This is a genomic window from Lacticaseibacillus rhamnosus, assembly GCF_900636965.1.
In the GTDB taxonomy this organism is placed as follows: domain Bacteria; phylum Bacillota; class Bacilli; order Lactobacillales; family Lactobacillaceae; genus Lacticaseibacillus; species Lacticaseibacillus rhamnosus.
The window spans coordinates 1,796,272-1,821,719 of the sequence record NZ_LR134331.1 but is presented as its reverse complement, the minus strand read 5'-3'; the positions used below and the strand labels follow the sequence as shown (position 1 = coordinate 1,821,719).

22 protein-coding genes and 1 riboswitch are annotated in these 25,448 nt (G+C 48.3%); of the genes, 19 read left to right on the top strand and 3 right to left on the bottom strand.

The genetic code is table 11. The annotated features are described in order from the left end of the window. Positions 1-3 precede the first annotated feature (3 nt). Positions 4-2,232 carry an ATP-dependent Clp protease ATP-binding subunit gene (locus EL173_RS09285; RefSeq protein ID WP_015764535.1) on the bottom strand — a complete coding sequence of 743 codons (2,229 nt, stop codon included), beginning with the start codon at positions 2,230-2,232 and terminating at the stop codon, positions 4-6. Between the two features lie 219 nt (positions 2,233-2,451). Here EL173_RS09285 and EL173_RS09280 point away from each other — a divergent pair, with 219 nt between their 5' ends. From EL173_RS09280 to nrdG, 19 genes are all read left to right on the top strand, one after another. After that, complete coding sequence (locus EL173_RS09280; protein WP_005685424.1) at positions 2,452-2,643, top strand: hypothetical protein; 192 nt, start codon at positions 2,452-2,454, stop codon at positions 2,641-2,643. Between the two features lie 144 nt (positions 2,644-2,787). Then, positions 2,788-3,054 (top strand): phosphocarrier protein HPr, encoded by a 267-nt coding sequence (locus EL173_RS09275; RefSeq protein ID WP_003566007.1) that lies wholly within the window; start codon positions 2,788-2,790, stop codon positions 3,052-3,054. Further along, a complete protein-coding gene (gene ptsP, locus EL173_RS09270; RefSeq protein ID WP_005685430.1) occupies positions 3,054-4,778 on the top strand; it encodes a phosphoenolpyruvate--protein phosphotransferase in 1,725 nt (574 codons plus the stop codon). The genes EL173_RS09275 and ptsP overlap by 1 nt, the downstream gene beginning before the upstream one ends. Before the next feature lie 598 nt (positions 4,779-5,376). After that, complete coding sequence (locus EL173_RS09265) at positions 5,377-6,798, top strand: sugar porter family MFS transporter (RefSeq protein WP_014571401.1); 1,422 nt, start codon at positions 5,377-5,379, stop codon at positions 6,796-6,798. 520 nt (positions 6,799-7,318) lie between these two features. After that, a riboswitch (TPP riboswitch) is annotated at positions 7,319-7,416 on the top strand. Between the two features lie 41 nt (positions 7,417-7,457). After that, positions 7,458-8,063 carry an energy-coupled thiamine transporter ThiT gene (gene thiT / locus EL173_RS09255; protein WP_014569766.1) on the top strand — a complete coding sequence of 202 codons (606 nt, stop codon included), beginning with the start codon at positions 7,458-7,460 and terminating at the stop codon, positions 8,061-8,063. Between the two features lie 238 nt (positions 8,064-8,301). Then, entirely contained in the window at positions 8,302-8,790 is a 489-nt protein-coding gene (gene purE, locus EL173_RS09250) for a 5-(carboxyamino)imidazole ribonucleotide mutase (protein ID WP_005685433.1), read from the top strand. After that, a complete protein-coding gene (purK, locus tag EL173_RS09245; RefSeq protein WP_005689860.1) occupies positions 8,783-9,898 on the top strand; it encodes a 5-(carboxyamino)imidazole ribonucleotide synthase in 1,116 nt (371 codons plus the stop codon). The genes purE and purK overlap by 8 nt, the downstream gene beginning before the upstream one ends. Then, a complete protein-coding gene (purC, locus tag EL173_RS09240) occupies positions 9,892-10,620 on the top strand; it encodes a phosphoribosylaminoimidazolesuccinocarboxamide synthase (protein ID WP_005689858.1) in 729 nt (242 codons plus the stop codon). The genes purK and purC overlap by 7 nt, the downstream gene beginning before the upstream one ends. After that, entirely contained in the window at positions 10,613-10,873 is a 261-nt protein-coding gene (gene purS, locus EL173_RS09235) for a phosphoribosylformylglycinamidine synthase subunit PurS (RefSeq protein ID WP_005685436.1), read from the top strand. Before purC ends, purS begins: the two co-directional genes overlap by 8 nt. Next, positions 10,870-11,556: a phosphoribosylformylglycinamidine synthase subunit PurQ gene (purQ, locus tag EL173_RS09230; protein WP_005689854.1), complete on the top strand. Its 687-nt coding sequence runs from the start codon at positions 10,870-10,872 to the stop codon at positions 11,554-11,556. Before purS ends, purQ begins: the two co-directional genes overlap by 4 nt. After that, entirely contained in the window at positions 11,543-13,759 is a 2,217-nt protein-coding gene (purL, locus tag EL173_RS09225; protein ID WP_014571399.1) for a phosphoribosylformylglycinamidine synthase subunit PurL, read from the top strand. The genes purQ and purL overlap by 14 nt, the downstream gene beginning before the upstream one ends. Then, positions 13,735-15,189 carry an amidophosphoribosyltransferase gene (gene purF / locus EL173_RS09220; RefSeq protein WP_005689851.1) on the top strand — a complete coding sequence of 485 codons (1,455 nt, stop codon included), beginning with the start codon at positions 13,735-13,737 and terminating at the stop codon, positions 15,187-15,189. The genes purL and purF overlap by 25 nt, the downstream gene beginning before the upstream one ends. Beyond that, on the top strand, positions 15,186-16,196 hold the full coding sequence (gene purM, locus EL173_RS09215; protein WP_005689849.1) for a phosphoribosylformylglycinamidine cyclo-ligase: 1,011 nt from the start codon (positions 15,186-15,188) through the stop codon (positions 16,194-16,196). The genes purF and purM overlap by 4 nt, the downstream gene beginning before the upstream one ends. After that, complete coding sequence (gene purN / locus EL173_RS09210; protein WP_005685443.1) at positions 16,193-16,762, top strand: phosphoribosylglycinamide formyltransferase; 570 nt, start codon at positions 16,193-16,195, stop codon at positions 16,760-16,762. The genes purM and purN overlap by 4 nt, the downstream gene beginning before the upstream one ends. Further along, on the top strand, positions 16,763-18,286 hold the full coding sequence (gene purH / locus EL173_RS09205) for a bifunctional phosphoribosylaminoimidazolecarboxamide formyltransferase/IMP cyclohydrolase (RefSeq protein ID WP_005689845.1): 1,524 nt from the start codon (positions 16,763-16,765) through the stop codon (positions 18,284-18,286). A gap of 164 nt (positions 18,287-18,450) precedes the next feature. Continuing rightward, entirely contained in the window at positions 18,451-19,692 is a 1,242-nt protein-coding gene (gene purD, locus EL173_RS09200) for a phosphoribosylamine--glycine ligase (protein WP_005689843.1), read from the top strand. A gap of 216 nt (positions 19,693-19,908) precedes the next feature. Further along, positions 19,909-20,355, top strand: a complete 447-nt coding sequence (locus EL173_RS09195; RefSeq protein WP_005689841.1) for a CopY/TcrY family copper transport repressor — start codon at positions 19,909-19,911, stop codon at positions 20,353-20,355. 1 nt (position 20,356) lies between these two features. Then, complete coding sequence (locus EL173_RS09190) at positions 20,357-22,567, top strand: heavy metal translocating P-type ATPase (protein ID WP_369904482.1); 2,211 nt, start codon at positions 20,357-20,359, stop codon at positions 22,565-22,567. Between the two features lie 220 nt (positions 22,568-22,787). Beyond that, a complete protein-coding gene (nrdG, locus tag EL173_RS09185) occupies positions 22,788-23,366 on the top strand; it encodes an anaerobic ribonucleoside-triphosphate reductase activating protein (RefSeq protein ID WP_005714022.1) in 579 nt (192 codons plus the stop codon). A 150-nt stretch (positions 23,367-23,516) separates the two neighbouring features. On the opposite strand, the gene EL173_RS09180 is transcribed toward nrdG, so the two are convergent. Both EL173_RS09180 and EL173_RS09175 read right to left on the bottom strand, forming a co-directional pair. Next, positions 23,517-24,620, bottom strand: coding sequence for a sensor histidine kinase (locus tag EL173_RS09180; protein WP_005689837.1), 1,104 nt, complete (start codon positions 24,618-24,620; stop codon positions 23,517-23,519). Positions 24,621-24,629: 9 nt separating this feature from the next. Continuing rightward, on the bottom strand, positions 24,630-25,304 hold the full coding sequence (locus EL173_RS09175) for a response regulator transcription factor (RefSeq protein ID WP_005685451.1): 675 nt from the start codon (positions 25,302-25,304) through the stop codon (positions 24,630-24,632). Positions 25,305-25,448 lie beyond the last annotated feature (144 nt).

The window sequence follows — 25,448 nt, the reverse complement described above, 5'->3', positions numbered from 1 at the left end:
GGATTATTTCTTGGCTGTTTTTGAAGAGGCTTCTGCCTTGGCTGGTTCGCCAACTGTGATTTCTCCGTTGCTGATCCTTGCTTCAAGTTCCTTGGCATTAGGATGGTCGAGGTAAAAGTCAGCCACACGGTCTTCAATCTGTTCCTGGATAACCCGACGCAATGGCCGTGCCCCCATGGATGGATTGTAACCCAGAGTGACAAGCTTTTCCTTGACGGGATCGGTGACATGAATCGTTAATCCCTGACTCTTGAGATTGTTGTTAGTGTCATTAATCATCAGTGACACAATCTTCAATAGGTCGTCTTTAGAAAGCGGCTTGAATTCAACAATGTCATCAAAGCGATTCAGGAATTCTGGTTTGAAGTAGTTACCCAGCTGATCCAGCACACTGTGGGTTTTACCGCTTAACGTTGCACCAAAGCCTACGTTAGCTTCCGCATCAGTTGATCCGGCGTTAGAAGTCATGATGATGATAGTATCTTTGAAGGAAACAGTTCGACCTTGTGAATCGGTTAGGCGGCCGTCATCCAGAATCTGCAGGAACATGTTCATGACATCCGGGTGGGCTTTTTCGATTTCATCAAGCAGAATCAAACTGTATGGATTGCGCCGAACTTTTTCAGTTAGCTGGCCGGCTTCTTCATAGCCGACATAGCCTGGCGGTGACCCGATGAGCTTAGAGACGCTGAACTTCTCCATGTATTCCGACATATCAAACCGAATCATGGCATCTTCAGAACCGAATAGTTCTTTCGCGAGCTGTTTTGCCAGTTCCGTTTTGCCGACACCGGTTGGTCCGACAAAGAGGAATGAGCCAATTGGTCGCCCGGTCTTATTGAAGCCGATGCGATTGCGCCGAATTGCTCGAGCAACTTTATCAACTGCTTCATTTTGACCAATGACGTGTTGCTCAAGGTCACTGGCGAGATTCTTCAGTTGCGCCTGTTCCTGAGCTTTGAGTTCACCGACTGGAATGTTTGTCTTTTCTTCAACAATTTTTTCCATGTCTTTTTCGGTAACTGTTGGGATTTCATTATCTGGCAGGTTGGATTGCTTTTTGGCCATGTCTTCTAACTTGGTGACCTGATCACGATAGAAGGCGGCTTTTTCATAGTCTTCCTGCTTGAGTGCGGCTTGCTTTTGCTTTTCGGCATCAGCAATCTTAGCTTTAATGGTCTCAGGATCCACGGTTGCAATTGTCAGGTTCTTGCGTGAACCGGCTTCGTCTAACAAGTCAATGGCTTTATCAGGGAGGAAGCGATCCTGAATGTAACGATTGCTGAGGGTTGCCGCAGCTTCAATCGCACCTTCCGTGTATTTCACATGGTGGAAGTCTTGATAGCGCGGTTGCAGACCCTTCAGAATTTTAATGGTTTCATCAACGCTAGGCTCTTCAACCATCACTGGCTGAAGGCGCCGAGCAAGGGCAGAATCTTTTTCAATCTGACGGTATTCGTTGCTGGTCGTTGCCCCGACTAGTTGTAATTCGCCACGAGCCAATGCGGGTTTCAAGACGTTGCCGGCGTCCATCCCGCCTTCAGCATTACCGGCACCCACAATTTCGTGGATTTCATCAATAAATAGGATAATATTCTTATTTTGCTTCAGTTCGTCAATCAGTTGTTGCATGCGCTGCTCGAATTGACCGCGAATGCCTGTGCCTTGAACGAGTGAAACGACATCAAGGCGAATTACATGGCGATCCTGCAACTTGGCTGGAACGTCACCATTAGCAATCTTTAAGGCCAGTCCCTCAACAACCGCGGTTTTGCCGACCCCGGCTTCACCGATTAAAACTGGATTATTCTTGGTCCGGCGATTCAGAATTTCAATCACGCGTGAAATTTCCTTATCACGACCGATGACTGGATCAATTTGACCTTTGCGTGCCTGTTCAGTGAGATCAACACCAAACTGACCTAACAAGCCTTTACCGCCGTTGCCATTGCGGCCATTGTTGCCGTTGCCGCCGCGTCCTGCCTGGGTAGGCGGAACCTGTGCGTTTGGCTGTTGCGGTTGATCCATTCCCTGATTCATCGCACGGAAAATATCATCTAAGCTTCCAAACCCAAATGGATCGGATGCGTTGGTTGGATTCATATTTCCTCCTGCTTGTTTCTTGAGTAATTGATAACAGTTCTGGCAAAGATTGATTTCTTGCCGAGTACCATTAACAACGGTTGAAAGATGAATAGTGGCTGGATTCTTATGACAGTTTTCACATAACATTTTGTCACAACCTTCCTGTCTAATTAGGTGCCACATAACGGTCAAAAAGGTTTGACCTTTCTTGACCTATGGCAATAGTATACACCCTCATTACCAGAATGCAAGCACTCTAACCGCAAGAGTGCTAAAAAGATGCAAAAATTTCAGTGATATCAGGCCTTAGCGCTTTTTCAATGCCTACTTTTATGCTACCCTTATGAAGTGAGGTGAGGCAAATAGATGACTCAGGATTATGTCGCTTTAATGGATGAGTTAAAGACTGGTCAGCGTGACAAGATCACGGTGACGCCGGAAACGTTTATGGCGTTTCGGTCGGCATGGACAAACTATCCCGATCGTGAAGAGATTGTGGGGATGGCCAAACGCGATGGTGTCATCGAGTACCATTACCGGTCGGTCGATTCCCGCTAAGTAAGTGCCAAATCTCATGTGGCGCTTGTGATAGGCTGAAAAAAATGGTAAGGTTTACATGAATTGTTTTGGGTACGAGTACGCACACAAACTATTCGGAAAAACACTAGAAAAATCTAGTTAATACGAAGGAGCAGATCAGTCATGGAAAAACGCGAATTTAACATTATTGCAGAAACCGGGATTCACGCACGTCCGGCAACCTTGTTGGTACAAGCAGCTAGCAAGTTCAACTCAGATATCAACTTGGAATATAAAGGTAAGAGCGTTAACTTGAAGTCCATCATGGGTGTTATGAGTTTGGGCGTTGGTCAAGGTGCCGATGTTACAATCTCTGCTGAAGGCGCTGACGAAGCCGATGCAATCGCTGCAATTACGGACACAATGAAAAAGGAAGGCTTGGCTGAATAATGGCTGAACATTTGAAGGGAATCGCTGCTAGTGATGGGATCGCCACAGCGAAGGCCTATTTACTGGTTCAACCTGATTTATCATTTGACAAAAAGACGGTTGATGATCCTTCAAAGGAGATCGACCGGCTAAAGCAGGCACTTGATCAAAGTAATGATGAGTTAAAGGTTATTCGAGCAAAGGCCGCTGAATCGCTTGGCGAAGAAGAGGCACAAGTTTTTGATGCCCATATGATGATTTTGGCTGATCCTGACTTTACGGGTCAGATCGAGTCCAAGATCAAAGATGAAAAAGTCAATGCTGAACAGGCATTGAAAGAAATTTCTGAATTCTTCATTCAGACTTTTGAAGGCATGACGGATAATCCATATATGCAGGAACGTGCTGCCGATGTTCGCGATGTTACCAAACGGATCATGGCACATTTGTTAGGACGTACACTGCCGAATCCGGCATTAATTGACGAAGAAGTCATTATCGTGGCTCACGATTTGACGCCTTCTGATACTGCCCAATTGAACAAGAAATATGTTAAGGCCTTTGTCACTGACATCGGCGGACGGACAGCGCACAGTGCGATTATGGCACGGTCGCTGGAAATTCCAGCCGTTGTCGGTACGGACGATGTCACTAAGAAAGCGACCAACGGGGAAACGATCTCCGTCGATGGTTTGACTGGCGAAGTTGTCATTGATCCGACTGCTGATGAAGTTGCCAAATTCAAGCAGGCTGCTGAAGCATTTGCCAAGCAAAAAGCTGAATGGGCGCAGTTGAAGACAGCCAAATCGGTTACCGCTGATGGTAAGCACTTTGATGTTGCTGCTAATATCGGGACACCAAAAGATCTTGATGGGGTCTTGGCGAATGGCGCTGAAGGTATTGGTTTGTATCGGACTGAGTTCTTATACATGGATTCTGCTGAACTACCGACTGAAGACGATCAGTTTGAGGCCTACAAGAAGGTTCTTGAAACGATGAATCCAAAGCCGGTTGTTGTTCGCACCATGGATATTGGCGGGGATAAGCACTTGCCATATCTGCCATTACCGCAAGAACAGAACCCATTCTTGGGTTATCGTGCGATCCGGATCAGTCTTGATCGTCAGGATATTTTCCGGACTCAGCTGCGTGCGTTGTTGCGTGCGTCTGCTTTTGGTAACTTACGGATTATGTTCCCGATGATTGCGACGATTGCCGAGTTCAAACAGGCTAAGCAGATCTTTACTGAAGAAAAAGAAAAGCTGGTCAAGGATGGCGTGAAGGTTTCCGACAACATCCAACTTGGCATCATGATCGAAATTCCTGCTGCAGCTGTTTTGGCTGATCAGTTCGCCAAGTATGTTGACTTCTTCTCAATCGGTACCAACGATTTGATTCAATATTCGATGGCTGCTGATCGTGGGAACGAACATGTTTCATACTTGTATCAACCATATAACCCATCCATCTTGCGACTGGTTAAGCATGTTATTGACTCAGCGCATAAGGAAGGCAAATGGGCTGGTATGTGTGGTGAAGCAGCTGGCGATCCAATCATGGTTCCATTATTGCTTGGTATGGGACTTGATGAATATTCCATGTCTGCAACTTCTGTTCTTAAGGTTCGCAGCTTGATGAAGCGGCTTTCCACCGAGGACATGGCCAAGATGGCTGACGTTGCGTTGAATGAAAATATTTCAAACGACGAAAACGCTGATCTGGTTAAGAAGACTACCGGACAATAAAATGTATTGATTTAAAGAAGCTGTCAATCCTTTCTAGGGTTGACGCTTTTTTGTTTGGAATTGAAAAATTGGTTGTGATCTCTTGACGGAAGATGGGGCACAAGTCTGGATTGTGGCGTTCTGAAACGCGTTCGCCAGCCCAGAAACCTGCACATAAGGACCCTGAGCGCAATGATCAAAGTTCGGTCCTCACGCTCAAGGCCACTTATGCTCCGGTTTCTAACCGGGCTGGCTCACGCTCTGAAACGCGTTCGCCGGCGCAGAAGTCTGCGTGTAAGGACCTCAGTCGCAATGGCCAAGGCCCGGCCATCACGTCTGAGGCCACTTACACTCCGACTTCTAAGCGCGCCGGCTCACGCTCTTGTTGAAACGCGTTCGCCAGCCCAGAAACCTGCACATAAGGACCTTGAGCGCAATGGCCAAAGCCCGGCCATCACGCTCAAGGCCACTTATGCTCCGGTTTCTAACCGGGCTGGCTCACGCTCTGCAGATTTTTCAGAAAAGTGCTATGGTTATTATGTAAACTAAATGGTCGAGCTGCGATGCGGATCTTTGCTAGTAGGTATGGCGGTTCACCTAGTCGATGAGGGGGAATTGCATGTATTTGCAGAATCAAACAAAGACAGGCTTGCGTCAACGACACCATTCGTTGATGAGCGCACGTGTTCGTTTAAGGTTAGTTGCCCTGATTTCAACAATGGGTGGCCTTCTTTTTGGCTATGACACCGGCGTCATCAATGGTGCCTTGCCATTTATTTCCAGTGAACTTCACTTGGCTCCGGGTCAGCAAGGCTGGGTGACCAGCAGTTTGACACTTGGGGCAGCATTTGGTGCTGTTTTAGTGGGGCGTATTAGTGATCGTTATGGACGCAAACGGTTAATTGCTGGATTAGCCGGATTATTTTTTCTGGCAACGCTTGCTTCGTCAATGGCGCCAAGTGCTATTTGGCTGATTGGGGCAAGATTGATTCTAGGATTAGCGGTTGGTGGCGTTTCCGTGTTAGTGCCAAGTTTCTTAGCCGAAATTGCGCCAACAAGCCATCGCGGGCGGCTGGTGACCCAAAATGAATTGATGGTCGTCACCGGTCAGTTGCTTGCGTTCATCCTTAATGCCGTGTTAGGGACAAACTTTGGTGATATGCCTGGGATTTGGCGCTGGATGCTTGTGTTGGCGGTTATTCCTGCTATTGTCTTGGGAATCGGCATTTATTTTGTCCCGGAGTCGCCACGGTGGTTAGTCATGAAAGGGCGACAGGCAGCTGCAAAGGCGAGCTTGTCGGTTCTTCGTGCACCGCAAGAGGTTCCGCGAGAACTTGATCATTTGGAGCAAACCATTGCGGCCAGCGCGAAACACAAGAAAGTCCGGGTCACGGCGCTTAAGGTTAAGTGGATTCGGCGGCTAGTGCTAATCGGAATAGGATTGGGCGTGATTCAGCAGATTGCCGGGATCAATGTCATGATGTATTACGGTACCTCGATTTTGCAAATGACCGGATTTGGTCGTAATAGTGCCTTAATCACCAATATTGCCAATGGGGTAACTGCAGTTGCAGCAACCCTTGTCACCTTACAGTTGCTAAAGCATGTTCCGCGGCGTCCATTGCTGATCATCGGCTTAATCGGGACTAGTATTGCAATTACTGGCGTGACCTTCGCGAGCCGCTTACCTGCAGGCTCTTCATGGCGCGCATTTACAACCATCACCATGATGATGATTTTTCTAGCGTTCTTCCAAGGCGCTATTAGCCCGATGACGTGGTTGCTTCTATCCGAAATTTTTCCCGAGCAATTACGCGGTTTGGGAATGGGAACGGCGACATTTTTCCTGTGGCTCGCTAATTTTGCGGTCGGCGTTCTTTTCCCGATCGGCTTGGCAGGCATTGGTATGTTTTGGACTTTTGTTTGTTTCATTGGCACCAATCTCGTTTCTTTGCTGTTTGTCATTTTGTGTGTGCCGGAGACAGCAGGAAAATCTTTGGAGACACTTCATCGGGATGAAAAAATTCGTCTGAGTCGGTAGCTTTGAAGTTGAGCTGAAAATTTTTGGTGAGGTGTGCGGTGTGTTTTGATGGTGAGACCGGTTGCTTTGTGAATTTGGAAAATGCGTTTACCATAACGTGCTTCATGGCGCAGAAAGCTGGATGTATGGATCACACTGCAATGGTTAAGAGGAGGCCATCACGCTCAAAGCTGCTTATGCTCCGGTTTCTAAGCGCTCCAGTAAACGCTCATAAACGCGTTCGCCGGCGCAGAAGTCTGCGTGTAAGGACCTCAGCCGCAATGGCCAAAGCCCGGCCATCACGTCTGAGGCCGCTTATGCTCCGGTTTCTAAGCGCTCCAGTATACGCTCATAAACGCGTTCGCCAGCCCAGAAACCTGCACATAAGGACCTTGAGCGCAATGACCAAAACCCGGTCATCACGCTCAAGGCCACTTATGCTCCGGTTTCTAACCGGGCTGGCTCACGCTCTGTTCTGGACAAAATGTTTGCGCTTTTTATAAAGTCTGGTACGATGACAATGTATCAATTAATTAGATGAACCTTCACAAAGGGGAGCCATTGGCTGAGAGCGGGGAGACCCGGACCCTTCGAACCTGTTCGTTAGTGCGAGCGTAGGGATTTGTGAATGTCGGAAACGACCTTCTTTGTGAGTGGGGATTCACTGGGAGGCTTTTTTTATGCAACAACATAAGCGTCTGGTTGTGATTTTGGAAACAGCGATTATTGCGGCGTTTGCAATGGCGTTGACTTATATTCCGCATACAACCGGTGTTTCGGCGATTGAATTGAACTATGGGTTGATTCCGATCGCGGTTTTGGCGATGCGGCGCGGGGCAATTCCTGCAGCGTGGGCCGGGTTTGTATGGGGGATTCTTGATTTGATCCTCCGCGGCCTTAGTGGTGGCAGTGTTTTGAATCCGGTTCAAGGCTTTTTGGAATATCCAATTGCCTTTACGCTGGTTGGCTTGATGGGCTTGACTTTTGCATCATTTCAAAAGGCTGTCCGCGGCGGTGAGAAAGTAAAAGCTAGCGGCTATGCTTTTGCTGGCATTATTGTCGGAACCTTTGCTAAGTACTTCATTCATTTCATCGCTGGAGTTGTTTTTTGGGGCAGTTACGCACCAAAAGGCATGAATGTGTGGATTTATTCACTGATCGTCAACGGTGGATCGGCTTTGTTCAGCACCGTTTTGGCAATCGTGGTTGTTGGTATTTTACTCACGGTGGCACCACAACTGTTTATAGCAAAGGATGGTAAATCACTTTCCACTAAAGCAGCCTAAAACAATTAGTTTGTTAAGGCGCTGTCGGGGGATAAGTGTGCTCTCAAAATAAGTTAGCTTTAGAGATGAGATTGTCTCTAAGGCTATTTTTTTGCTTTAAAAAGCTGGAGTTCTCGACCAGGTTTGAGCAAAACACGAACATTAAAACGAATAATATGCGTTATAGTTCTATTTTAGTGTTGAATGTTGTTGCTTAACGTGCTATTCTCAAAACATCTTAAAGAAAGCAGGGGACGAGATGCAAAAAGTAGCCGTGGTCATGGGATCAAGTTCAGATTGGCCGACCATGCGACAAGTTGCCACACAGTTAGAGGCGCTTGATATTCCTTATGAAAAGCACGTGATATCAGCTCATCGGATGCCGGACCAGCTGGCGGCATTTGGCAAACATGCTGCTGATCAAGGTTTTGGCGTGATTATTGCGGGTGCAGGTGGTGCTGCCCATTTACCGGGAATGTTAGCGGCTAACACGCTGCTACCGGTCATTGGTGTTCCAATCAAAACACGAACATTAAATGGCGTTGACAGCTTGTTGTCGATTGTGCAAATGCCAGGAGGTGTGCCAGTTGGAACGATGGCAATAGGTGATGCCGGCGCTGTGAACGCTGCTTTGTACGCGGCATCAATCCTCGCTTTGCAAAGTCCTGAATTAAGTCAGCGGCTGGCGGCCTTCCGTCAGGCACAAACGCAACGGGCTGAAGAAAGTGAGGCCACACTTAATGATTGATGTGGTTACCTCACCTGCCACGATTGGGATTATCGGTGGCGGTCAGCTTGGACGTATGTTAACCCAAAGTGCCAAGACAATGGGCTATCGAGTTGGCATTTTGGAACCGACGCCGAATTCACCAGCCGGTCAGGTAGCAGACTTTCAAATCACGGCACCATACGACGATCAAGCGGCACTGACAAAGTTGGCTAAAGAATCGGACGTTTTAACCTATGAGTTTGAAAATGTTGATTTAGCAGCTTTGGAAGCAGTACGTGATTTAACCCGAATCCCTCAAGGAACAGCTATTCTTGCAACAACCCGCGATCGCATCAAGGAAAAAACATTCCTGCAGACGCATGGTGTACCGGTCACCCCCTTTGTGGCAGTCGATCGGCCTGAGGCGTTGACAGCGGCCATTGAGAAAATCGGCTTGCCAAGCATCTTAAAAACCACGACTGGCGGTTATGATGGTCATGGTCAGCAAGACATCAACACCATGGCTGATGTACCCGCAGCCGAGCAGTTGCTAGCCCACGGTCCCTGCATTTTGGAAAAACGCCAACAGTTTGACCGTGAAGCTTCGGTGATGATTACCCGCGATGGCCGCGATCAAGTACGGGTATTCCCGATTGTTGAAAATCGCCACAAGAACCACATCTTGCATCTCACACTAGCACCGGCACCTCATATCTCACCGGTTTTGGCTGAAAAGATTGATGATCTGGCGACTAAAATCGCACTTGGACTCGACTTACGCGGAGTTCTTGGGGTCGAACTCTTTCTCGAAGGTGACAATGTCGTTGCAAATGAATTGGCACCACGCCCACATAACTCCGGCCACTATTCGATTGAAGCTTGCAACTTTTCCCAGTTTGACGCTCACATTTTAAGTATCTGCGGACTACCGATTCCGCCGATTACCTTAAAGCAGCCAGCGGTGATGCGAAACCTGCTTGGCGATGATCTCACCCAAGCCAAGGCAAAATGGCCGCAACATCCAGAATGGCACATGCATGATTATGGAAAAGCCGAGATCCGTCCTGGCCGTAAAATGGGCCACATCACGGTGACCGATGCGCGCGATGTTATGGACATACTTAAACAAATGGAGGCAGCATGGTGAAAAAGACCACATTACTATATACCGGCAAGGCCAAGCAGGTTTTTGCAACAGATGATCCGGATGTTTTATGGATGACGTATACGAATCAGGCCACAGCATTAAACGGCGAGAAAAAGGCGCAGATTGCCCACAAAGGTGAATTGAATCGCGCCATCTCGACCTTGTTGTTTAAAGAATTGACGGCAGCCGGAATTCCTACGCATTATATTGATTCTCCCGATGCCACTACCATGATTGTTAAAAAGGCGACCATGCTGCCGTTAGAAGTTGTGGTGCGCAATTACGCGTCCGGACATTTTGTGACCAAGTTCAATGTCAAGCCGATGATGAAGCTTGATCCGCCAATTCATGAATATTATTACAAGTCGGATGAATTAGGCGATCCGTTCATGAACGAAGCCCAGATTTTTGCTTTACACGAAGCGACCCCGGAACAGCTCAAACAAGTTCGGGCTTTGACTGATCGCGTGAATGCTTATCTGACCAAGCGTTTTGATGAAGTCGGGATCACGTTGGTTGATTTTAAACTTGAATATGGCACGTTAACGGATGGCACTTTGGTCTTAGCCGATGAATTGTCACCGGATAACTTCCGTCTGGTTGATCAAAAGACCGGTGATTCGCTTGATAAAGATGTTTTCCGCCAAGCGCGCGGTCCCTTAACCCCTGTTTATGAAGAAGTGCTTGCCAGGTTACAAGAAAAAGGAGCGGCTCATGTTTAAAGCTAAAGTTTATGTGACGTACAAACCCTCTGTATTAGACCCAAAGGCAGAAGTTATCAAGACTGCTTTGACCCGCATGGATTATCACAATGTAGACGATGTGTTGTACGGCAAATATTTTGAATTAAAGCTGACCGGCACCAAAGAAGCGGTAGAAAAGCAAGTCGATACGATTTGCGATCAGTTGCTTGCCAATGTCAACATGGAAACTTATCGCTTTGAATTAGAACCCATTACGGAGGATGAGGCATGAAAGCGGCCGTTATTTCTTTTCCCGGATCTAATTGTGACTTGGATTTACAGTGGGCCGTTCAGACCATTGCCGGTGCTGAGTGCGAGCTGATCAAGCCGAGTCAAACCGATTTAAGTCGTTATGATGTGGTGATGGTGCCAGGTGGTTTTTCTTACGGTGACTATTTACGTAGCGGTGCGATTGCCCGGTTTTCGCCAGTGATGACGGCGTTGAAAGCTTTTGCCGAAGCAGGCGGCTATGTGTTGGGCATTTGTAATGGCTTTCAGATTCTGACCGAAGCGGGTCTGCTGCCGGGCGCTTTGCAATGGAATCGGGATTTGAATTTCATTTGCGAACCGGTGACGTTGCTTGTCGATCGCGCGGATACAGCATTTTCCAATCAATATCAGGTTGGTGAACAACTGACATTGCCGATTGCACATGGTGAAGGAAATTATTACGCCGATCCCAAGACGCTGGCAGCTTTGGAAGCCAATGGTCAGGTCGTTTTCCGGTATGCTGACAATCCCAATGGCAGTCTTCATGATATTGCCGGGGTGACGAACGAAGCCGGTAATGTTTTAGGCATGATGCCGCATCCGGAACGCGCCGTTGAAGCATTACTTGGCGGTACGGATGGCCTAGGCGTTTTCAAGTCATTGATGCAACAAACGAAAGGGGTCCATGTCCGTGACGCACGTTGAGATGAGTCCAGAAGCCATCGCTGAAAAGAAACCGTATTTGGCTTTGGGATTGACGGAAGATGAGTATCACCGGTTTGCTGAGTTGATTGGTCATCAGCCAAATGATACCGAAATCGGATTAGCAAGCGGCATGTGGAGTGAACACTGTGCGTATAAATACAGTAAGCCGATTTTGCGCCAGTTCTGGACCAAAAATGACCGCGTTTTGATGGGACCTGGCGAAGGTGCCGGTGTAATTGATATCGGCGAAGGCAAGGCAGTGGTATTCAAAGCCGAAAGTCATAACCATCCGTCCGCGGTTGAACCTTATGAAGGCGCAGCGACGGGTGTTGGCGGCATTATCCGCGACATTTTCTCGATTGGGGCTAAGCCTGTTGCCATGCTGGATTCATTGGCCTTTGGTGATCTCAACCTCCCGCACACGCAGCATTTAGTTGATCGCATCGTGGCCGGTATCGGTGGCTATGGGAACGCAATCGGCATTCCCACGGTCGGCGGAGAAACCAATTTTGATCACACTTATTCCCGCAATCCACTGGTCAATGCGATGTGTGTCGGCATTATGGATAAGGATCAGATCCAAAAAGGCAAAGCGGCAGGAGTCGGTAATGCACTGATTTATGTCGGTGCCAAAACCGGGCGTGATGGGATTAACGGCGCTAGTTTCGCTTCTGGTGATTTTTCCGATGAAGAGGCGGCTGATCGTTCGGCGGTTCAGGTAGGCGACCCATTCATGGAGAAACTGTTGATGGATGCGTGCCTGGAAATTACGCAGGATCATCAACAGGCACTAGTCGGTATTCAGGACATGGGCGCGGCTGGTTTAGTGTCTTCCAGTGTTGAAATGGCTGGCAAGGCGAATAGCGGCATGGAAATGGATCTTGACTTAATTCCACAGCGTGAAGCCAATATGACGCCATTTGAAATCATGTTATCAGAATCGCAGGAACGGATGTTGTTGTGTGTGCGGGCCGGTTTTGAACAGGAAGTCCTTGATGTGTTTGCAGCGTATGATTTGGACGCTGCAGTTGTGGGACATGTGATTGAAGGCCATCAATATCGACTTTATCATCACGGCAAATTGGTTTGCGATGTTCCAGTCAGTTCATTGACTGATGATGCACCGATTTATGAGCAAGTCGGCAAAATGCCAGCGCGCTTAGCTGAACCGGCACCTGATTTTGACCCGATTGTGACTGATCCGGTGGCGACTTGGAAAGCCATGATGGGCACGCCGACGATTGCGGATAAGTCTTCATTGTATCGGCGTTATGATGCACAAGTCCAAACGAATACGGTTGTCTTGCCTGGTAGCGATGCCGCGGTGATTCGCATTCGCGGGACCCATCGCGCTCTTGCCATGACCACCGATAGCAAAGGCCGTTATCTGTATTTGGATCCAAAAGTCGGTGCGGCCATGAGTGTTGCCGAAGCGGCGCGCAATCTGGCGGCCAGCGGTGCGGAACCTTTAGGGATTACCGACTGCCTGAATTTTGGGGATCCGACCAAGCCGGAAGCGTTTTATGAACTTGCCGAAGCAGCTAAAGGTATCATTGCTGCGACTAAAGCCTTTAACGCACCGGTGATTTCCGGAAATGTTTCGCTTTATAACGAGACTAATGGCAAAGCAATCTATCCAACGCCGATGATTGGGATGGTGGGGCTGATTGAAGATCTCAGCACCATTACCACGGCGAATTTCAAACATGCAGATGATTTGCTTTATCTTGTCGGCGAAACCCACGGCGATTTCAATGGCAGCGAATTACAGAAATTGCAAACCGGTGAAGTTGCCGGGCGGTTGTTCGACTTTGATCTCGATGCGGAAAAGGCCAATCAGCAATTTGTATTAACGGCGATTCGGCAACACCTTGTGACAGCAGCCCACGATTTAAGCGATGGTGGCTTGTTAGTGGCGTTGGCTGAAATGGGCTTTACGAACCAGCTGGGCGCGCAAGTTAAGGTCGATTTGCCGACGAGTTGGGGCTTTTCCGAGACTCAAGGGCGGTTCTTAGTCACCGTTGCTCCTGAAGATCAAGCAGCGTTTGAGGCGCTAAATGGACCGGCTGAGTTAATCGGGCGGGTACAAGCAGCCCCGCAATTTGACGTCACCACGGTTAGTCATCAATTTTCGGTTCCGCTTGAAGAATTGCAAACTGCATTTGAGGAGGCACTCCCATGCTATCTGAACCAAAAGGCTTAAATGAAGAATGCGGTGTTTTTGGTATTTGGGGCAATCCCAATGCTGCGAGCATTACCCATCTGGGCTTGCATACGCTGCAACATCGCGGGCAAGAAGGGGCCGGAATTGTCGGCTTAACTAAAGATGGTATGCGGCGCCATTATGGTCTGGGCTTGCTCAGTGAAGTGTTCACCAATACCGATCAATTGACACCGTTGATGGGGCGGGCAGCTTTGGGTCACGTGCGCTACTCGACAGCAGGCGGCCGCGTCTTGGAAAATATACAGCCATTGCTTTTTCGGTTTTCTGATGAAGCCATTGCATTGGCGCATAACGGCAATTTAACCAACGCCATCAGTTTGCGGCGTGAGTTAGAAAGTCAAGGGGCCATTTTCCAATCCACCTCGGACACTGAGGTTTTAATGCATTTGATTCGGCGTCAGGTTGGCCAACCGTGGCTGGTTCAACTTAAAAAGGCACTGAATGAAGTTCACGGCGGGTTCGCCTTTGTCTTGTTAACCGAGCATGGCTTATACGCAGCGGTTGATCCGCATGGTTTCCGGCCAATGGTGGTTGGGGTCATGCCAGATGGCGGCTATATTGTTTGTAGCGAAACCGCGGCGTTGGATGCAGTAGGGGCTGATTTTGTCCGTGACATCCAACCCGGTGAGCTGATTACGATCGATGACGATGGCTTGCATTTGGATCACTTCACCACCAACACATCGTTAGCGGTTTGCTCGATGGAGTATATCTATTTTGCCCGTCCGGATTCAGACATCCACGGCATCAATGTTCACCAGGCGCGGGTGCGGATGGGTGAGCGGTTGGCAAGGGAACAGCCGGCAGATGCGGATATTGTCGTTGGGGTGCCCAACTCATCCCTGTCAGCAGCGATTGGTTATGCCAAAGCCAGCGGAATTCCTTATGAAATGGGCTTGGTGAAGAGTCAGTACGTTGCTCGGACATTTATCCAACCCACGCAGGCGTTACGCGAAAAAAGCGTCAAAATGAAACTCAGCGTGATCAAACCGGTTGTTGCCGGAAAACGCATTGTGTTAGTTGATGACTCGATTGTTCGCGGCACGACTTCTAAGCAAATCGTTAAATTGTTGAAAGAAGCCGGCGCCGCTGAAGTGCATTTGCGAATTGCCAGCCCGCCACTGCGCTTTCCTTGCTTTTATGGGATTGATTTTCAGACAACTAGTGAATTATTTGCGGCTAATCATAGCGTACCGGAAATGCGCGATTTACTGGATGTCGAATCGCTAGGCTTTCTTTCGACACAAGGCTTGGAAGAAAGCGTCGGATTGCCAACGACGGCTCCTAATGGCGGTTTATGTGTCGCCTACTTTACAGGCAAATATCCAACTGCTCTTGATGATTATGCACCGGCGTTAAATAAGGAAGTCGCATCACTCAAAGTTAATGTAGCGGAGGTTAGCGCATGACAGATTATAAGGATGCCGGCGTCGACATTGAAGCCGGCGATGCAGCCGTAAAACGTATTGCAACGTTAGCCAAAGAAACAGCCAATGACAATGTTTTGGCCAGTGTTGGCGGTTTTGCTGCCGCTTATCGGTTGCCATCCGTGCCGCAGCCAACCTTGATTAGTGCGACAGACGGGGTTGGTACCAAACTGTTGTTGGCATTGCAATGTGATGCGCATGAAACGGTGGGGATTGATTTGGTCGCAATGGTGGCCAATGATTTGCTCGCATCCGGTGCCCAGCCATTATTTTTCCTTGATTACATGGCCGTTGATCATCTTGATGTAACCCGGGCCGAAGCGGTTGTTCGCGGGATTGCTTATGGCTGTCAGCAGGCGGAAATGGCGTTGATCGGTGGGGAAACCGCTGAGATGCCGGATATGTACCCACAAAATCATTATGATCTGGCCGGGTTTGCGGTTGGTTTGGTTTCCGAACAGAATCGTTTGCCTAAGGATGTGGCTGCTGGTGATGTCTTGATTGGCTTGCCAAGTTCAGGCGTACACAGCAATGGTTACTCGCTGGTGCGTAAATTGTTAGCTGAAACTGATTTAGGGAGTCAGACGCTTGAAGACGGATCGGAAGTCATGCAGGCGTTGATGCGGCCAACCAGAATTTACGTTAAGCAGGTGCTGCCGCTCATGCAACAAGGTTTGATCCACGCCGCAGCGCATATTACCGGCGGCGGTATTACCGAGAATCTACCGCGGGTGATACCGGCAGGATTGTGTGCGCAGGTTAATCCCCAGGCATGGCATCGACCGGAGTTATTTGATCGCCTGCAACATGCCGGGCATTTGAGTGAAACCACGATGCGGACAACGTTTAATTTGGGCATCGGGATGATTTTGGTCGTCCCGGAACATGCAGCCACCACGATTCAGGCGGCGTTACCAAGCAGCAAAGTCATCGGTCACGTGGTTGCTGATCCAAGCGCCAAAATACAATGGCAGGTGGCAAGCAAATGAAAAGTCTAGCTGTCTTTGCGTCCGGAAATGGCACAAATTTTGAAGCCTTGGCAAACGCCGCGCAGGCTGTAGACAGTCACTATCAAATTGCGGTCTTAGTCTGTGATCAAATGCAAGCACCGGTGATTCAAAAAGCGGCTGCTCGTCATATTCCGACTTTAGTTGTGAACTTTAAGGACTATGCGAATAAAGCGGCGGCCGAAACTTATATTTTAAGCCAGTTGCCGCCTGTAGATGCATTGATTTTAGCGGGTTATATGCGGATCATCGGGCCAACCTTGCTAAATGCTTTTCCCAAGCGAATTATCAATTTGCATCCCGCGCTGCTGCCTAGTTTTCCCGGACGGCAGGGCATTAAAGATGCGTTTGATTATGGCGTCAAAGTGACCGGCGTGACGGTTCATTACGTAGATGCCGGAATCGACACCGGCGAAATCATCGCACAGGATCCGGTCCGCGTAAGCCCGGGGATGACGCTGGCACAATTAGAAGCAGCCATTCACCATCAGGAACATCAAACTTTTCCCGCAACTGTCAAGCAACTCATTGAAGAAGGAGCGATTTAAGTGAAGCGTGCATTATTAAGTGTCTCTGATAAAACTGGTTTGGTACCTTTTGCAAAAGGTCTGGTTGAACGCGGTTTTGAACTGATTTCAACCGGTGGTACCCATCGCGCACTGGCTGAAGCTGGGGTTGCGGTGACCGGCGTAGAAGCAGTAACCGGTTTTCCAGAAATGCTCGATGGTCGAGTTAAGACACTGCATCCTAAGATCCATGCCGGCATCTTGGCGCGGCGGGATGATCCTGCCCATATGCAGGCACTAGCAGATCATGATATTCAGCCAATTGATGTGGTTTGTGTCAATCTTTATCCGTTTGCCGCGACCATTCAGCGTGCGGGTGTGACGCGTGCCGAAGCGATTGAACAAATTGATATTGGTGGCCCGTCTGCGTTACGTGCGGCAGCTAAAAATAGTGACAGTGTCTGGGCCGTGGTTGATCCAGCAGATTATGCGGATGTTTTAGCCGGACTCGATCAAAATGATGCTGATTTGCGGCAACGGTTGGCAGCCAAAGTCTTCTCCGTCACTGCAGCTTACGATGCTCAAATCGCCCATTACTTAGATCCAGAGCCATTCCCAGAGCAATTCACGCCAACTTATCACAAACGGCAGGACTTGCGTTACGGGGAAAACAGCCATCAACAAGCTGCCTTTTATGTTGAGCCGAATCCTGATCCAACTAGTCTTGCCGCTGCTAAGCAATTACACGGTAAAGAGCTTTCTTATAACAATATCAAGGATGCGGATGCAGCATTGGCAATGTTGCGGGAATTCAAACAACCGGCAGCCGTGGCCGTTAAACATATGAACCCATGCGGCATTGGCTTGGGCGATACGCTTGAAGCCGCTTGGGACAAGGCATATGCCGCCGATCCGATGTCCATTTTTGGCGGCATCATTGCTTTGAATCGGCGGGTTGATCTTGCCACTGCCGAGAAAATGCATAAACTTTTCCTTGAGATCATCATGGCACCGGCATTTGATGATGATGCCTATGAGATTCTGGCGAAGAAGAAAAATGTGCGCTTATTGACGATTAATACTGCTGATACGCCAGAAGAATTGGGAACAGAAACGACTTCAATTTATGGTGGGTTGTTGATTCAAACACGTGACGACAAAGCTGAGACACCAGCCGATATGACAGTGGTAACGGAGGTCAAGCCGACTGAAGCTCAACTCAAGGCATTGGCATTTGCGCAGACGGTGGTCAAACATGTTAAGAGTAATGCGATTGTCGTGGCACAGGCTGATCAGACGTTAGGGATTGGCGCCGGTCAAATGAATCGGATTGGCTCGGTTGAATTGGCGTTAACCCAAGCGCAGCAAAACGACAACTTTGCCGGTGCGGTCATGGCCAGCGATGCCTTTTTCCCGATGGATGATTGCGTGGATTACGCGGCTAAACATGATATTAAGGCGATTATTCAACCGGGTGGCAGCATTCGGGATAAGGATTCAATTGCGAAGGCCAATGAATATGGCATTGCGATGGTGACAACAGGGGTTCGGCATTTCCGGCATTAAGCGGGAGCCGGTTCACGCTCACTTTCTATAACGCGCTCCCCAGCCCAGAAACCGGAGTGTAAGGACCACAGCCGCAATGGCCAAGAGCGGGCCATCACGTCTGAGGCCGCTTACACTCCGGTTTCTAACCGGGCTGGCTCGCGCTCACTTTTTAGGAGGTTTTTATGAAAAAAGTCCTGGTTATCGGTGGGGGTGCGCGTGAAAGTGCCCTTGCTTTGAAATTTAGTCAGTCGCCACAAGTGGATCATGTCTACGTGGCGCCGGGCAATCCGGCGATGGAGCTGCTTGGTGTCGAGCCGATTGGTATTAAAGAAAAAGAGGTCCCGGCTTTAATCAAGTTCGCGCAAACGCATCAGATTGATTTGACGTTTGTCGGTCCTGAAGTGCCCTTGGCAGCAGGGATTGTTGATGATTTTCAAGCAATCGGGTTGCCGATCTTTGGCGTCACGCAAAAATTAGCTCAACTTGAATCAAGTAAAACGTTCGCCAAAGCGTTTATGCATCGCCATCATTTACCGACCGCGGCCAGCAAGACGGTTCACAATGCGATTGAAGCACATGCCGAAGCAACTTTGATGGGTTTACCGCTTGTTCTGAAAAAAGATGGCTTGGCCGCTGGTAAAGGTGTTGTCATTGCCAATGATGCAGCGACACTTGATGATACGATCGAACAGTTTTACGCCGGCCACCCGGATGCCACGGTTTTGCTTGAGGAATATCTCGCTGGCGAAGAAGCTTCCGTCATGGCACTTTTTAATGACCAAAAGCGCGTGATCTTGCCGTTGTCTCAGGATCACAAACGGCGCCACGCTGCTGATCGTGGACCTAACACAGGTGGAATGGGTGCGATTAGTCCGTTGCCACAATTTAAGCCCGATCAAGTCCAGGCGGCTCAGTCCTTGGTGGATGCCACATTGGCAGGTATGCACCAAGATGGTTTAAATGGACACGGGGTTATGTATATTGGGCTGATCTTCACTAAAGAAGGACCCAAGATTCTTGAATACAACATGCGTTTCGGTGACCCTGAAACTCAGGTATTATTGCCACAGATCGAAAATGACTTTTATCAGCTTGTGAGCGACTTGTTGGATGGCCAGCAGCCAACGCTGAAATTGAATGGCCTAGCCTATGCCTGCTTTGTCGCGGTGAATCCCGATTACCCGCGGGCAAACCTGAAAACCGTTCCCGTCATTGTGCCAACAAATTGGCCAATCGGTACTTGGTTGCCAGCAGGGGTAGAGCGAACCGACAATGGTTGGATCAGTGACGCCGGGAGAATTTTTTCGGTTGTTGCCGGGGCCGCTACCTTACCTGAGGCAGTTGCCAAAGCCAAGCATGACTTGGAAAGTATTCAAGGGGTGCTGGATTATCGGACCGACATCGGCTTTCATGCCTTGAAGTGATAACTGCCGCTAGTTTTATGTAAAAAGCAAATAAACAAGCACCGAAGACCAATGCCACCGTCTTCGGTGCTTGTTTATTTGCAGAAAACAGCTAGGCCCAGATTTGGCACTTAAGCGGCCTATTTTCAGAAATAGTTTAATTATGAGTTGACAATCATCGTTTACAGTTGTAAATTATAAGTGTCGAAAGATTACAAGTGTAAACGGAGGCCAAGGATGGAAACACCGAAAGTTGAAATCTCCCAGTCGGAATGGGAAGTTATGCGAATTATTTGGACGCTTGGACCATTAAAAAGCAGCACCATTGCGGCGATTCTTGCTGATAAAATGGCGTGGAAGATAGCGACCACCAAGACCTTTTTGGGAAGACTCGTCAAAAAGGGTGCGCTGGTCACCGAAAAGCAAGGGCGCGAATTTTTATATCATGCAACAGTTGGTGAGCAAGCCTCAATGGATGCAGCCGTTGCGGAGTTATTTAGTCATCTTTGTCAAATGAAGATCGGTACGACCGTGAATCATTTGGTAGCGCAAGTGACGCTTTCCAAGAAAGATATTCAAGCAGTGCAGCAAACTTTGGCGGCTAAATTGCCTGGTGCACCGACAACGGTTCATTGTAACTGCTTACCAGACGGCTGCAAGGAGGCAATTGATGAAGAAAGATAATATGAACCCTTCACAAAAAATGAAAGAATCAGCTAATGACAAAGGACAGATGCAAATGAGTGATCACGACCAGATGCATGCCGGGAAAATGACGGATATGTCAATGGATCACGAACATATGCATCAGCAAACGGATATGGCATCTATGCAAATGAGTCACCACGATATGGGCCATATGGCGATGGATCACAGTGGTATGGATATGCACATGGATCATGGCAATATGGATCATGGTGGTGGGCATATGATGCATATGGGCAATTTGAAGCAGAAGTTTTGGGTCAGCCTCATTGTCATGATCCCCGTGCTGTTATTGGCGCAGTTTATGGGCATGAATATTCATCTCGGGGTCATTGAATTGCCGATTGTCTTTCCGGGGTCTGATTGGGTCGTTCTTGTTTTGTCGTCTTTTCTGTTTTTCTATGGCGGCTGGCCGTTTTTGACCGGCGCAAAGGCAGAATTGCAACAGCGACAACCGGCGATGATGACGTTGATCGCGATGGGCATCACGGTGGCGTACGGTTATTCGCTTTATGCGTTTTTGATGAATAACTTTATTGCGCCTAATGGGATGGTCATGGACTTCTTTTGGGAATTGGCAACACTGATCGTGATCATGCTGCTTGGCCATTGGATCGAAATGAATGCCGTTATGGCTGCAGGTAACGCGGTTGAGAAGTTGGCGGCGTTGTTGCCGAATCAGGCACATGTGGTTCATGGTGATCACGTGATGGACATGCCATTATCAGAAGTCCAGGTTGGCGCGCGATTACGGGTATTAGCAGGTGAACAAATGCCGGCTGATGGCCAAGTTGTCAGTGGCAATAGCAGTGTCAACGAATCATTAGTGACTGGGGAAGCTAAAGCTATTCGCAAGGCTGAAGGTGACCAGGTGATTGGCGGTTCCGTCAATGGTGATGGCGTCATTGAAATCAAGGTCACCGGTACGGGCGAAAGCGGCTATCTGTCGCAAGTCATGAAGTTAGTTCAAAGTGCGCAAGCCAATAAAAGTAAAGCCGAGGGTATGGCAGATAAAGTGGCCGGCTGGCTTTTCTACGCCGCATTGGCAGTTGGGTTACTTGCTTTCTTCCTGTGGTTGCCAAGCGGGGCGGCAGTGGCGTTTGAACGAATGGTCACCGTCTTTATCATTGCTTGTCCCCATGCACTCGGGTTAGCAATTCCGCTGGTCATTGCACGCAGTACCAGTATTGGCGCAACGAATGGACTGCTAATTCGTAATCGCCAGGCACTTGAGACTGCGAAGCGGGCGCAGTTTATCTTGATGGACAAAACCGGAACGTTGACAGAAGGCAAATTCACCGTTGCCAAAACAATTGCCTTTACCGGTCACGATCAAACGCAGGTACTGTCTGTCATGGCTGCTTTGGAAAATCATTCCGAACACCCGCTGGCAACCGGGATTAAAGCTGCCGCCAAGCAACAGGCGTTAAACCTGCCGGATGCGAAAAACGTTCAAGTCTTAAAAGGCATCGGTCTGGAAGGCGAAATCGATGGCCAACGTTATACGATCGTCAATGCCCGGTATCTAAAAGATCATCACTTGGCTTATGATGAAGCGCAGGCTGATCAATTAGCAGGGGCCGGTAACTCACTGGCTTTTCTGATCCAGGATGATCAAGTTCTAGGGATGGTTGCAGAAGGCGATCAGCTGAAGCCGTCAAGCAAGTCGTTTGTCGCCGCGTTGAAGCAGCAAGGAATTACACCGGTCATGCTGACTGGTGATAACCACGAAACCGCCAAAAAAGTGGCCGATCAACTCGGCATCACTGATTTTCAAGCCGAATTAAAGCCTGAAGACAAAGTGGCGCAAGTCGAAGCTTATCAAAAACGTGGCGTTGTGATGATGGTCGGCGATGGCGTTAATGATGCTCCTAGTCTAGCGCAAGCGGATATCGGAGTCGCCATTGGTGCCGGAACCGATGTGGCCATTGATACTGCCGATGTTGTGTTGGTTCATAGTGATCCAGCCGATATTCTTAACTTCTTATCTTTGGCTAAAGCAACCAATCGTAAAATGGTTCAGAATCTTTGGTGGGGTGCCGGCTACAACATCCTGGCCATTCCACTGGCGGCAGGTATTTTAGCACCAGTTGGCTTCATTCTCAGCCCGGCTGTTGGTGCCGCGATTATGTCGTTATCAACCATAGTGGTGGCGTTAAATGCCATGACACTGCATTTGAAGCGCGCGTAATCGTATTTAAAAACAGCATCCATACCGGCCTACTATCAAGATATAGATAATAGGCCGGTATTTTGTGTACAATCGATACTACATCTTGTGGTCAAAAGATGATACGATGAAAAAGACTTATTCGTTGGCGTTCATTTTTGAAGCGTTGATTGAATCAAGAACACGCACGGTTGCGCTTTAACGTGACTAACGCAACCTGTTAAGAAAGGCAGATCTTATGATGACCACAGCTCGTTTACCGCAGAATCCGCAACCGAAAGAATGGCTTGCCAGTGAACTTTCACAACAACGAATTGCTGATTACAAGCCGTTTAATTTTGTTGATGGGGAAGGGGTTCGGTGTAGTTTATATGTCTCGGGCTGTCGCTTTGCCTGCCCGGGTTGTTACAATCGTGTTGCCCAGAATTTTCGGTATGGTCAGCCATACACTCAGGAACTGGAAGATCGGATTATTGCGGATCTGGGTCAGTCATATGTTCAAGGCTTGACCTTGCTAGGCGGCGAACCTTTCTTGAATACTCAGGTCTGCATTCGTCTTTGCCGCCGGATTCGCCAAGAGTTTGGGCATGATAAGGATATCTGGAGTTGGAGCGGTTACACTTACGAAGAACTCATGCAGGATTCCGAAGACAAGTTAACGTTACTGAGCCTCATCGATATATTGGTGGATGGGCGTTTCCTATTGGCAAAAAAAGACTTAACACTGCAATTTCGCGGCAGCTCCAACCAACGGATTATTGATGTACCGGCAACCCAGGCGGCGGGTGAGATCAAGCTTTGGAAAAACCTCATTCGATAATAGTTTGACCCCAATTAAAGTCGCCGCCGCTGGTGGTTGGGTTCTTTGCTGCAAACAAAATATAGACAGATAAAAAAGCGAGTAGCTAGCCACAAGACAACAATGACGGTCGTGTGCTTAGCTACTCGCTTTATCGTTAAAGAAGATGTCCTACTCATTTTGGTTGGATGAATCAGATGTATCTGTTGTTTGATGAAGTGCCTTTTTGGGATGTTCAACGGTTTGACCAGCATCATTGTAATAGCTGACATATGGAAAATGAATGGTGACCGTTGTGCCTTGATTGATCACGGACGTCAACGTTAAGTGATGCCCTAACTTTTCGGCCAACTTTTCTGCTAAGAATAATCCCAAACCAGTCGATTTATGATTTGACAGGCGTCCATTGCTGCCGGTAAAGCCTTTTTCAAAAACGCGATGTTGCTCGTCTTTAGGGATGCCGATGCCGTTGTCGATGATCATCAGCTGGGTTTCCTTGCCGGTGTCGCGAATGGTTGCCTGGATGCGCCCACCTTCTGGGGTATACTTGACTGCATTGGAAATGAGCTGTGCCAAAATAAACCGTAGCCATTTGTTGTCCGTTAAGACGGTTTGGTCATCGCCGTTCAGTTTAAATGACAAACGTTTGTTAATGAAGCCATTACGTTGATTGGCAACAACGTCATTAATCAGCGGTTTCAATTGCGTATTATGCAGCAAGTAATCTTTCGAAAAGCTGTCAAGTCGGGAATAGTATAAGACCTGCTCAACATAAAACTCGATTTGATCCAGTTGTAAATTGAGGTTATCCAGCTTGTCATCGGGAACTTGGCCCTCAAAACTTTCGGCAAGCAATGAAACCGCGGCCAACGGTACTTTAATTTCATGTACCCACGAGTCAATGAAATCTTTTTGGTCTTGATGTTGAGCCAAAAGCGCGGTAATTTGTTGCCGATGCAAGGTCAGAATTTTGTTGTAAGTATCCGAGACAACCTGTTCCAGTCCGGATTGACCCCCTGGTAGCGGCCAATCCAAAGCAGCATCTTCAGCATTCTGGCGCGCCTGCAAGCGAGCAGCAAACTGGCGAATACGGACAAAATGGGCGATAAAGAAGGCACTTGCAACCAACGTGACGAGTAAGACCGCATACCAGACCGTTGCCAATTTAACGCGGTGTTGCGGATCCAGCCAAACGATGATGGCAGCTAAACCGACGCATAAAATATAGCCGCCAATCGCCCAAATATGGTCTTTAAAATAATCGCGAAAACGCATGGCTGCCTCCTAGGGAACGATATAGCCTTGCCCGACTTTAGTCTGAATATAATCTTTCAATCCTGCTTCTTCGATTTTTTTACGCAAGCGGTTAACGTTGACCGTGAGCGTGTTATCGTCCACAAAGCGTTCATCTTGCCAGAGGTCGCGCAAAAGTCTTGACCGGCTGACAATTTGGCCATGTTGCCGCATCAGAATTTGAAGTAATTTATATTCGTTCTTCGACAGATTGATTTCCTTTTCGCCAATTTGGGCCATGCCGTTTTTTAGATTCAGCATGAGTCCATTGTGTTCAAGGACATCGGTTCCTTGATCGGCATAATTATAAGTTCGCCGCAACAGCGCATTGATTTTTGCGATGAGGACTTCCATCGCGAAAGGTTTATTCAAAAAGTCGTCTGCACCCATGTTCATTGCCATCACCATATCCATATTGGTGTTGCGACTTGAGATGAAAATAACCGGCACCTTTGAGACTTCACGAATCTTTTGGACCCAATAATAGCCGTCAAAAACCGGCAAATTGATATCTAATAAGACTAAATGTGGTTTTTCCTGCAGAAAATCATCGAAGACAGCGTTAAAATCAGTCACAACGACAGGCTCAAACTGCCACTTCTTGAGGTTGTCAGCGATAAGACCGCTAATTGTCTGATCATCTTCTACAATCATGATTTTAAACACGCGACCAACTCCATTCCTGAACTTATCGTACAAGTTTTGTGGCCGAGACACAAACAAAAGTGAGCGCGAGCCGGCGCGCTTAGAAGTCGGAGTGTAAGTGGCCTTAAGCGTGATGGCCGGGCTTGGGCCATTGCGCTTAAGGTC

What these genes read in the sequence shown, in the direction of transcription:
- EL173_RS09285 (WP_015764535.1), bottom strand. Translation starts at nt 2,232, where the DNA reads ATGTTATGTGAAAACTGTCATAAGAATCCAGCCACTATTCATCTTTCA.
- EL173_RS09280 (WP_005685424.1), top strand. Translation starts at nt 2,452, where the DNA reads ATGACTCAGGATTATGTCGCTTTAATGGATGAGTTAAAGACTGGTCAG.
- EL173_RS09275 (WP_003566007.1), top strand. Translation starts at nt 2,788, where the DNA reads ATGGAAAAACGCGAATTTAACATTATTGCAGAAACCGGGATTCACGCA.
- ptsP (WP_005685430.1), top strand. Translation starts at nt 3,054, where the DNA reads ATGGCTGAACATTTGAAGGGAATCGCTGCTAGTGATGGGATCGCCACA.
- EL173_RS09265 (WP_014571401.1), top strand. Translation starts at nt 5,377, where the DNA reads ATGTATTTGCAGAATCAAACAAAGACAGGCTTGCGTCAACGACACCAT.
- thiT (WP_014569766.1), top strand. Translation starts at nt 7,458, where the DNA reads ATGCAACAACATAAGCGTCTGGTTGTGATTTTGGAAACAGCGATTATT.
- purE (WP_005685433.1), top strand. Translation starts at nt 8,302, where the DNA reads ATGCAAAAAGTAGCCGTGGTCATGGGATCAAGTTCAGATTGGCCGACC.
- purK (WP_005689860.1), top strand. Translation starts at nt 8,783, where the DNA reads ATGATTGATGTGGTTACCTCACCTGCCACGATTGGGATTATCGGTGGC.
- purC (WP_005689858.1), top strand. Translation starts at nt 9,892, where the DNA reads ATGGTGAAAAAGACCACATTACTATATACCGGCAAGGCCAAGCAGGTT.
- purS (WP_005685436.1), top strand. Translation starts at nt 10,613, where the DNA reads ATGTTTAAAGCTAAAGTTTATGTGACGTACAAACCCTCTGTATTAGAC.
- purQ (WP_005689854.1), top strand. Translation starts at nt 10,870, where the DNA reads ATGAAAGCGGCCGTTATTTCTTTTCCCGGATCTAATTGTGACTTGGAT.
- purF (WP_005689851.1), top strand. Translation starts at nt 13,735, where the DNA reads ATGCTATCTGAACCAAAAGGCTTAAATGAAGAATGCGGTGTTTTTGGT.
- purM (WP_005689849.1), top strand. Translation starts at nt 15,186, where the DNA reads ATGACAGATTATAAGGATGCCGGCGTCGACATTGAAGCCGGCGATGCA.
- purN (WP_005685443.1), top strand. Translation starts at nt 16,193, where the DNA reads ATGAAAAGTCTAGCTGTCTTTGCGTCCGGAAATGGCACAAATTTTGAA.
- purD (WP_005689843.1), top strand. Translation starts at nt 18,451, where the DNA reads ATGAAAAAAGTCCTGGTTATCGGTGGGGGTGCGCGTGAAAGTGCCCTT.
- EL173_RS09195 (WP_005689841.1), top strand. Translation starts at nt 19,909, where the DNA reads ATGGAAACACCGAAAGTTGAAATCTCCCAGTCGGAATGGGAAGTTATG.
- EL173_RS09190 (WP_369904482.1), top strand. Translation starts at nt 20,357, where the DNA reads ATGAACCCTTCACAAAAAATGAAAGAATCAGCTAATGACAAAGGACAG.
- nrdG (WP_005714022.1), top strand. Translation starts at nt 22,788, where the DNA reads ATGACCACAGCTCGTTTACCGCAGAATCCGCAACCGAAAGAATGGCTT.
- EL173_RS09180 (WP_005689837.1), bottom strand. Translation starts at nt 24,620, where the DNA reads ATGCGTTTTCGCGATTATTTTAAAGACCATATTTGGGCGATTGGCGGC.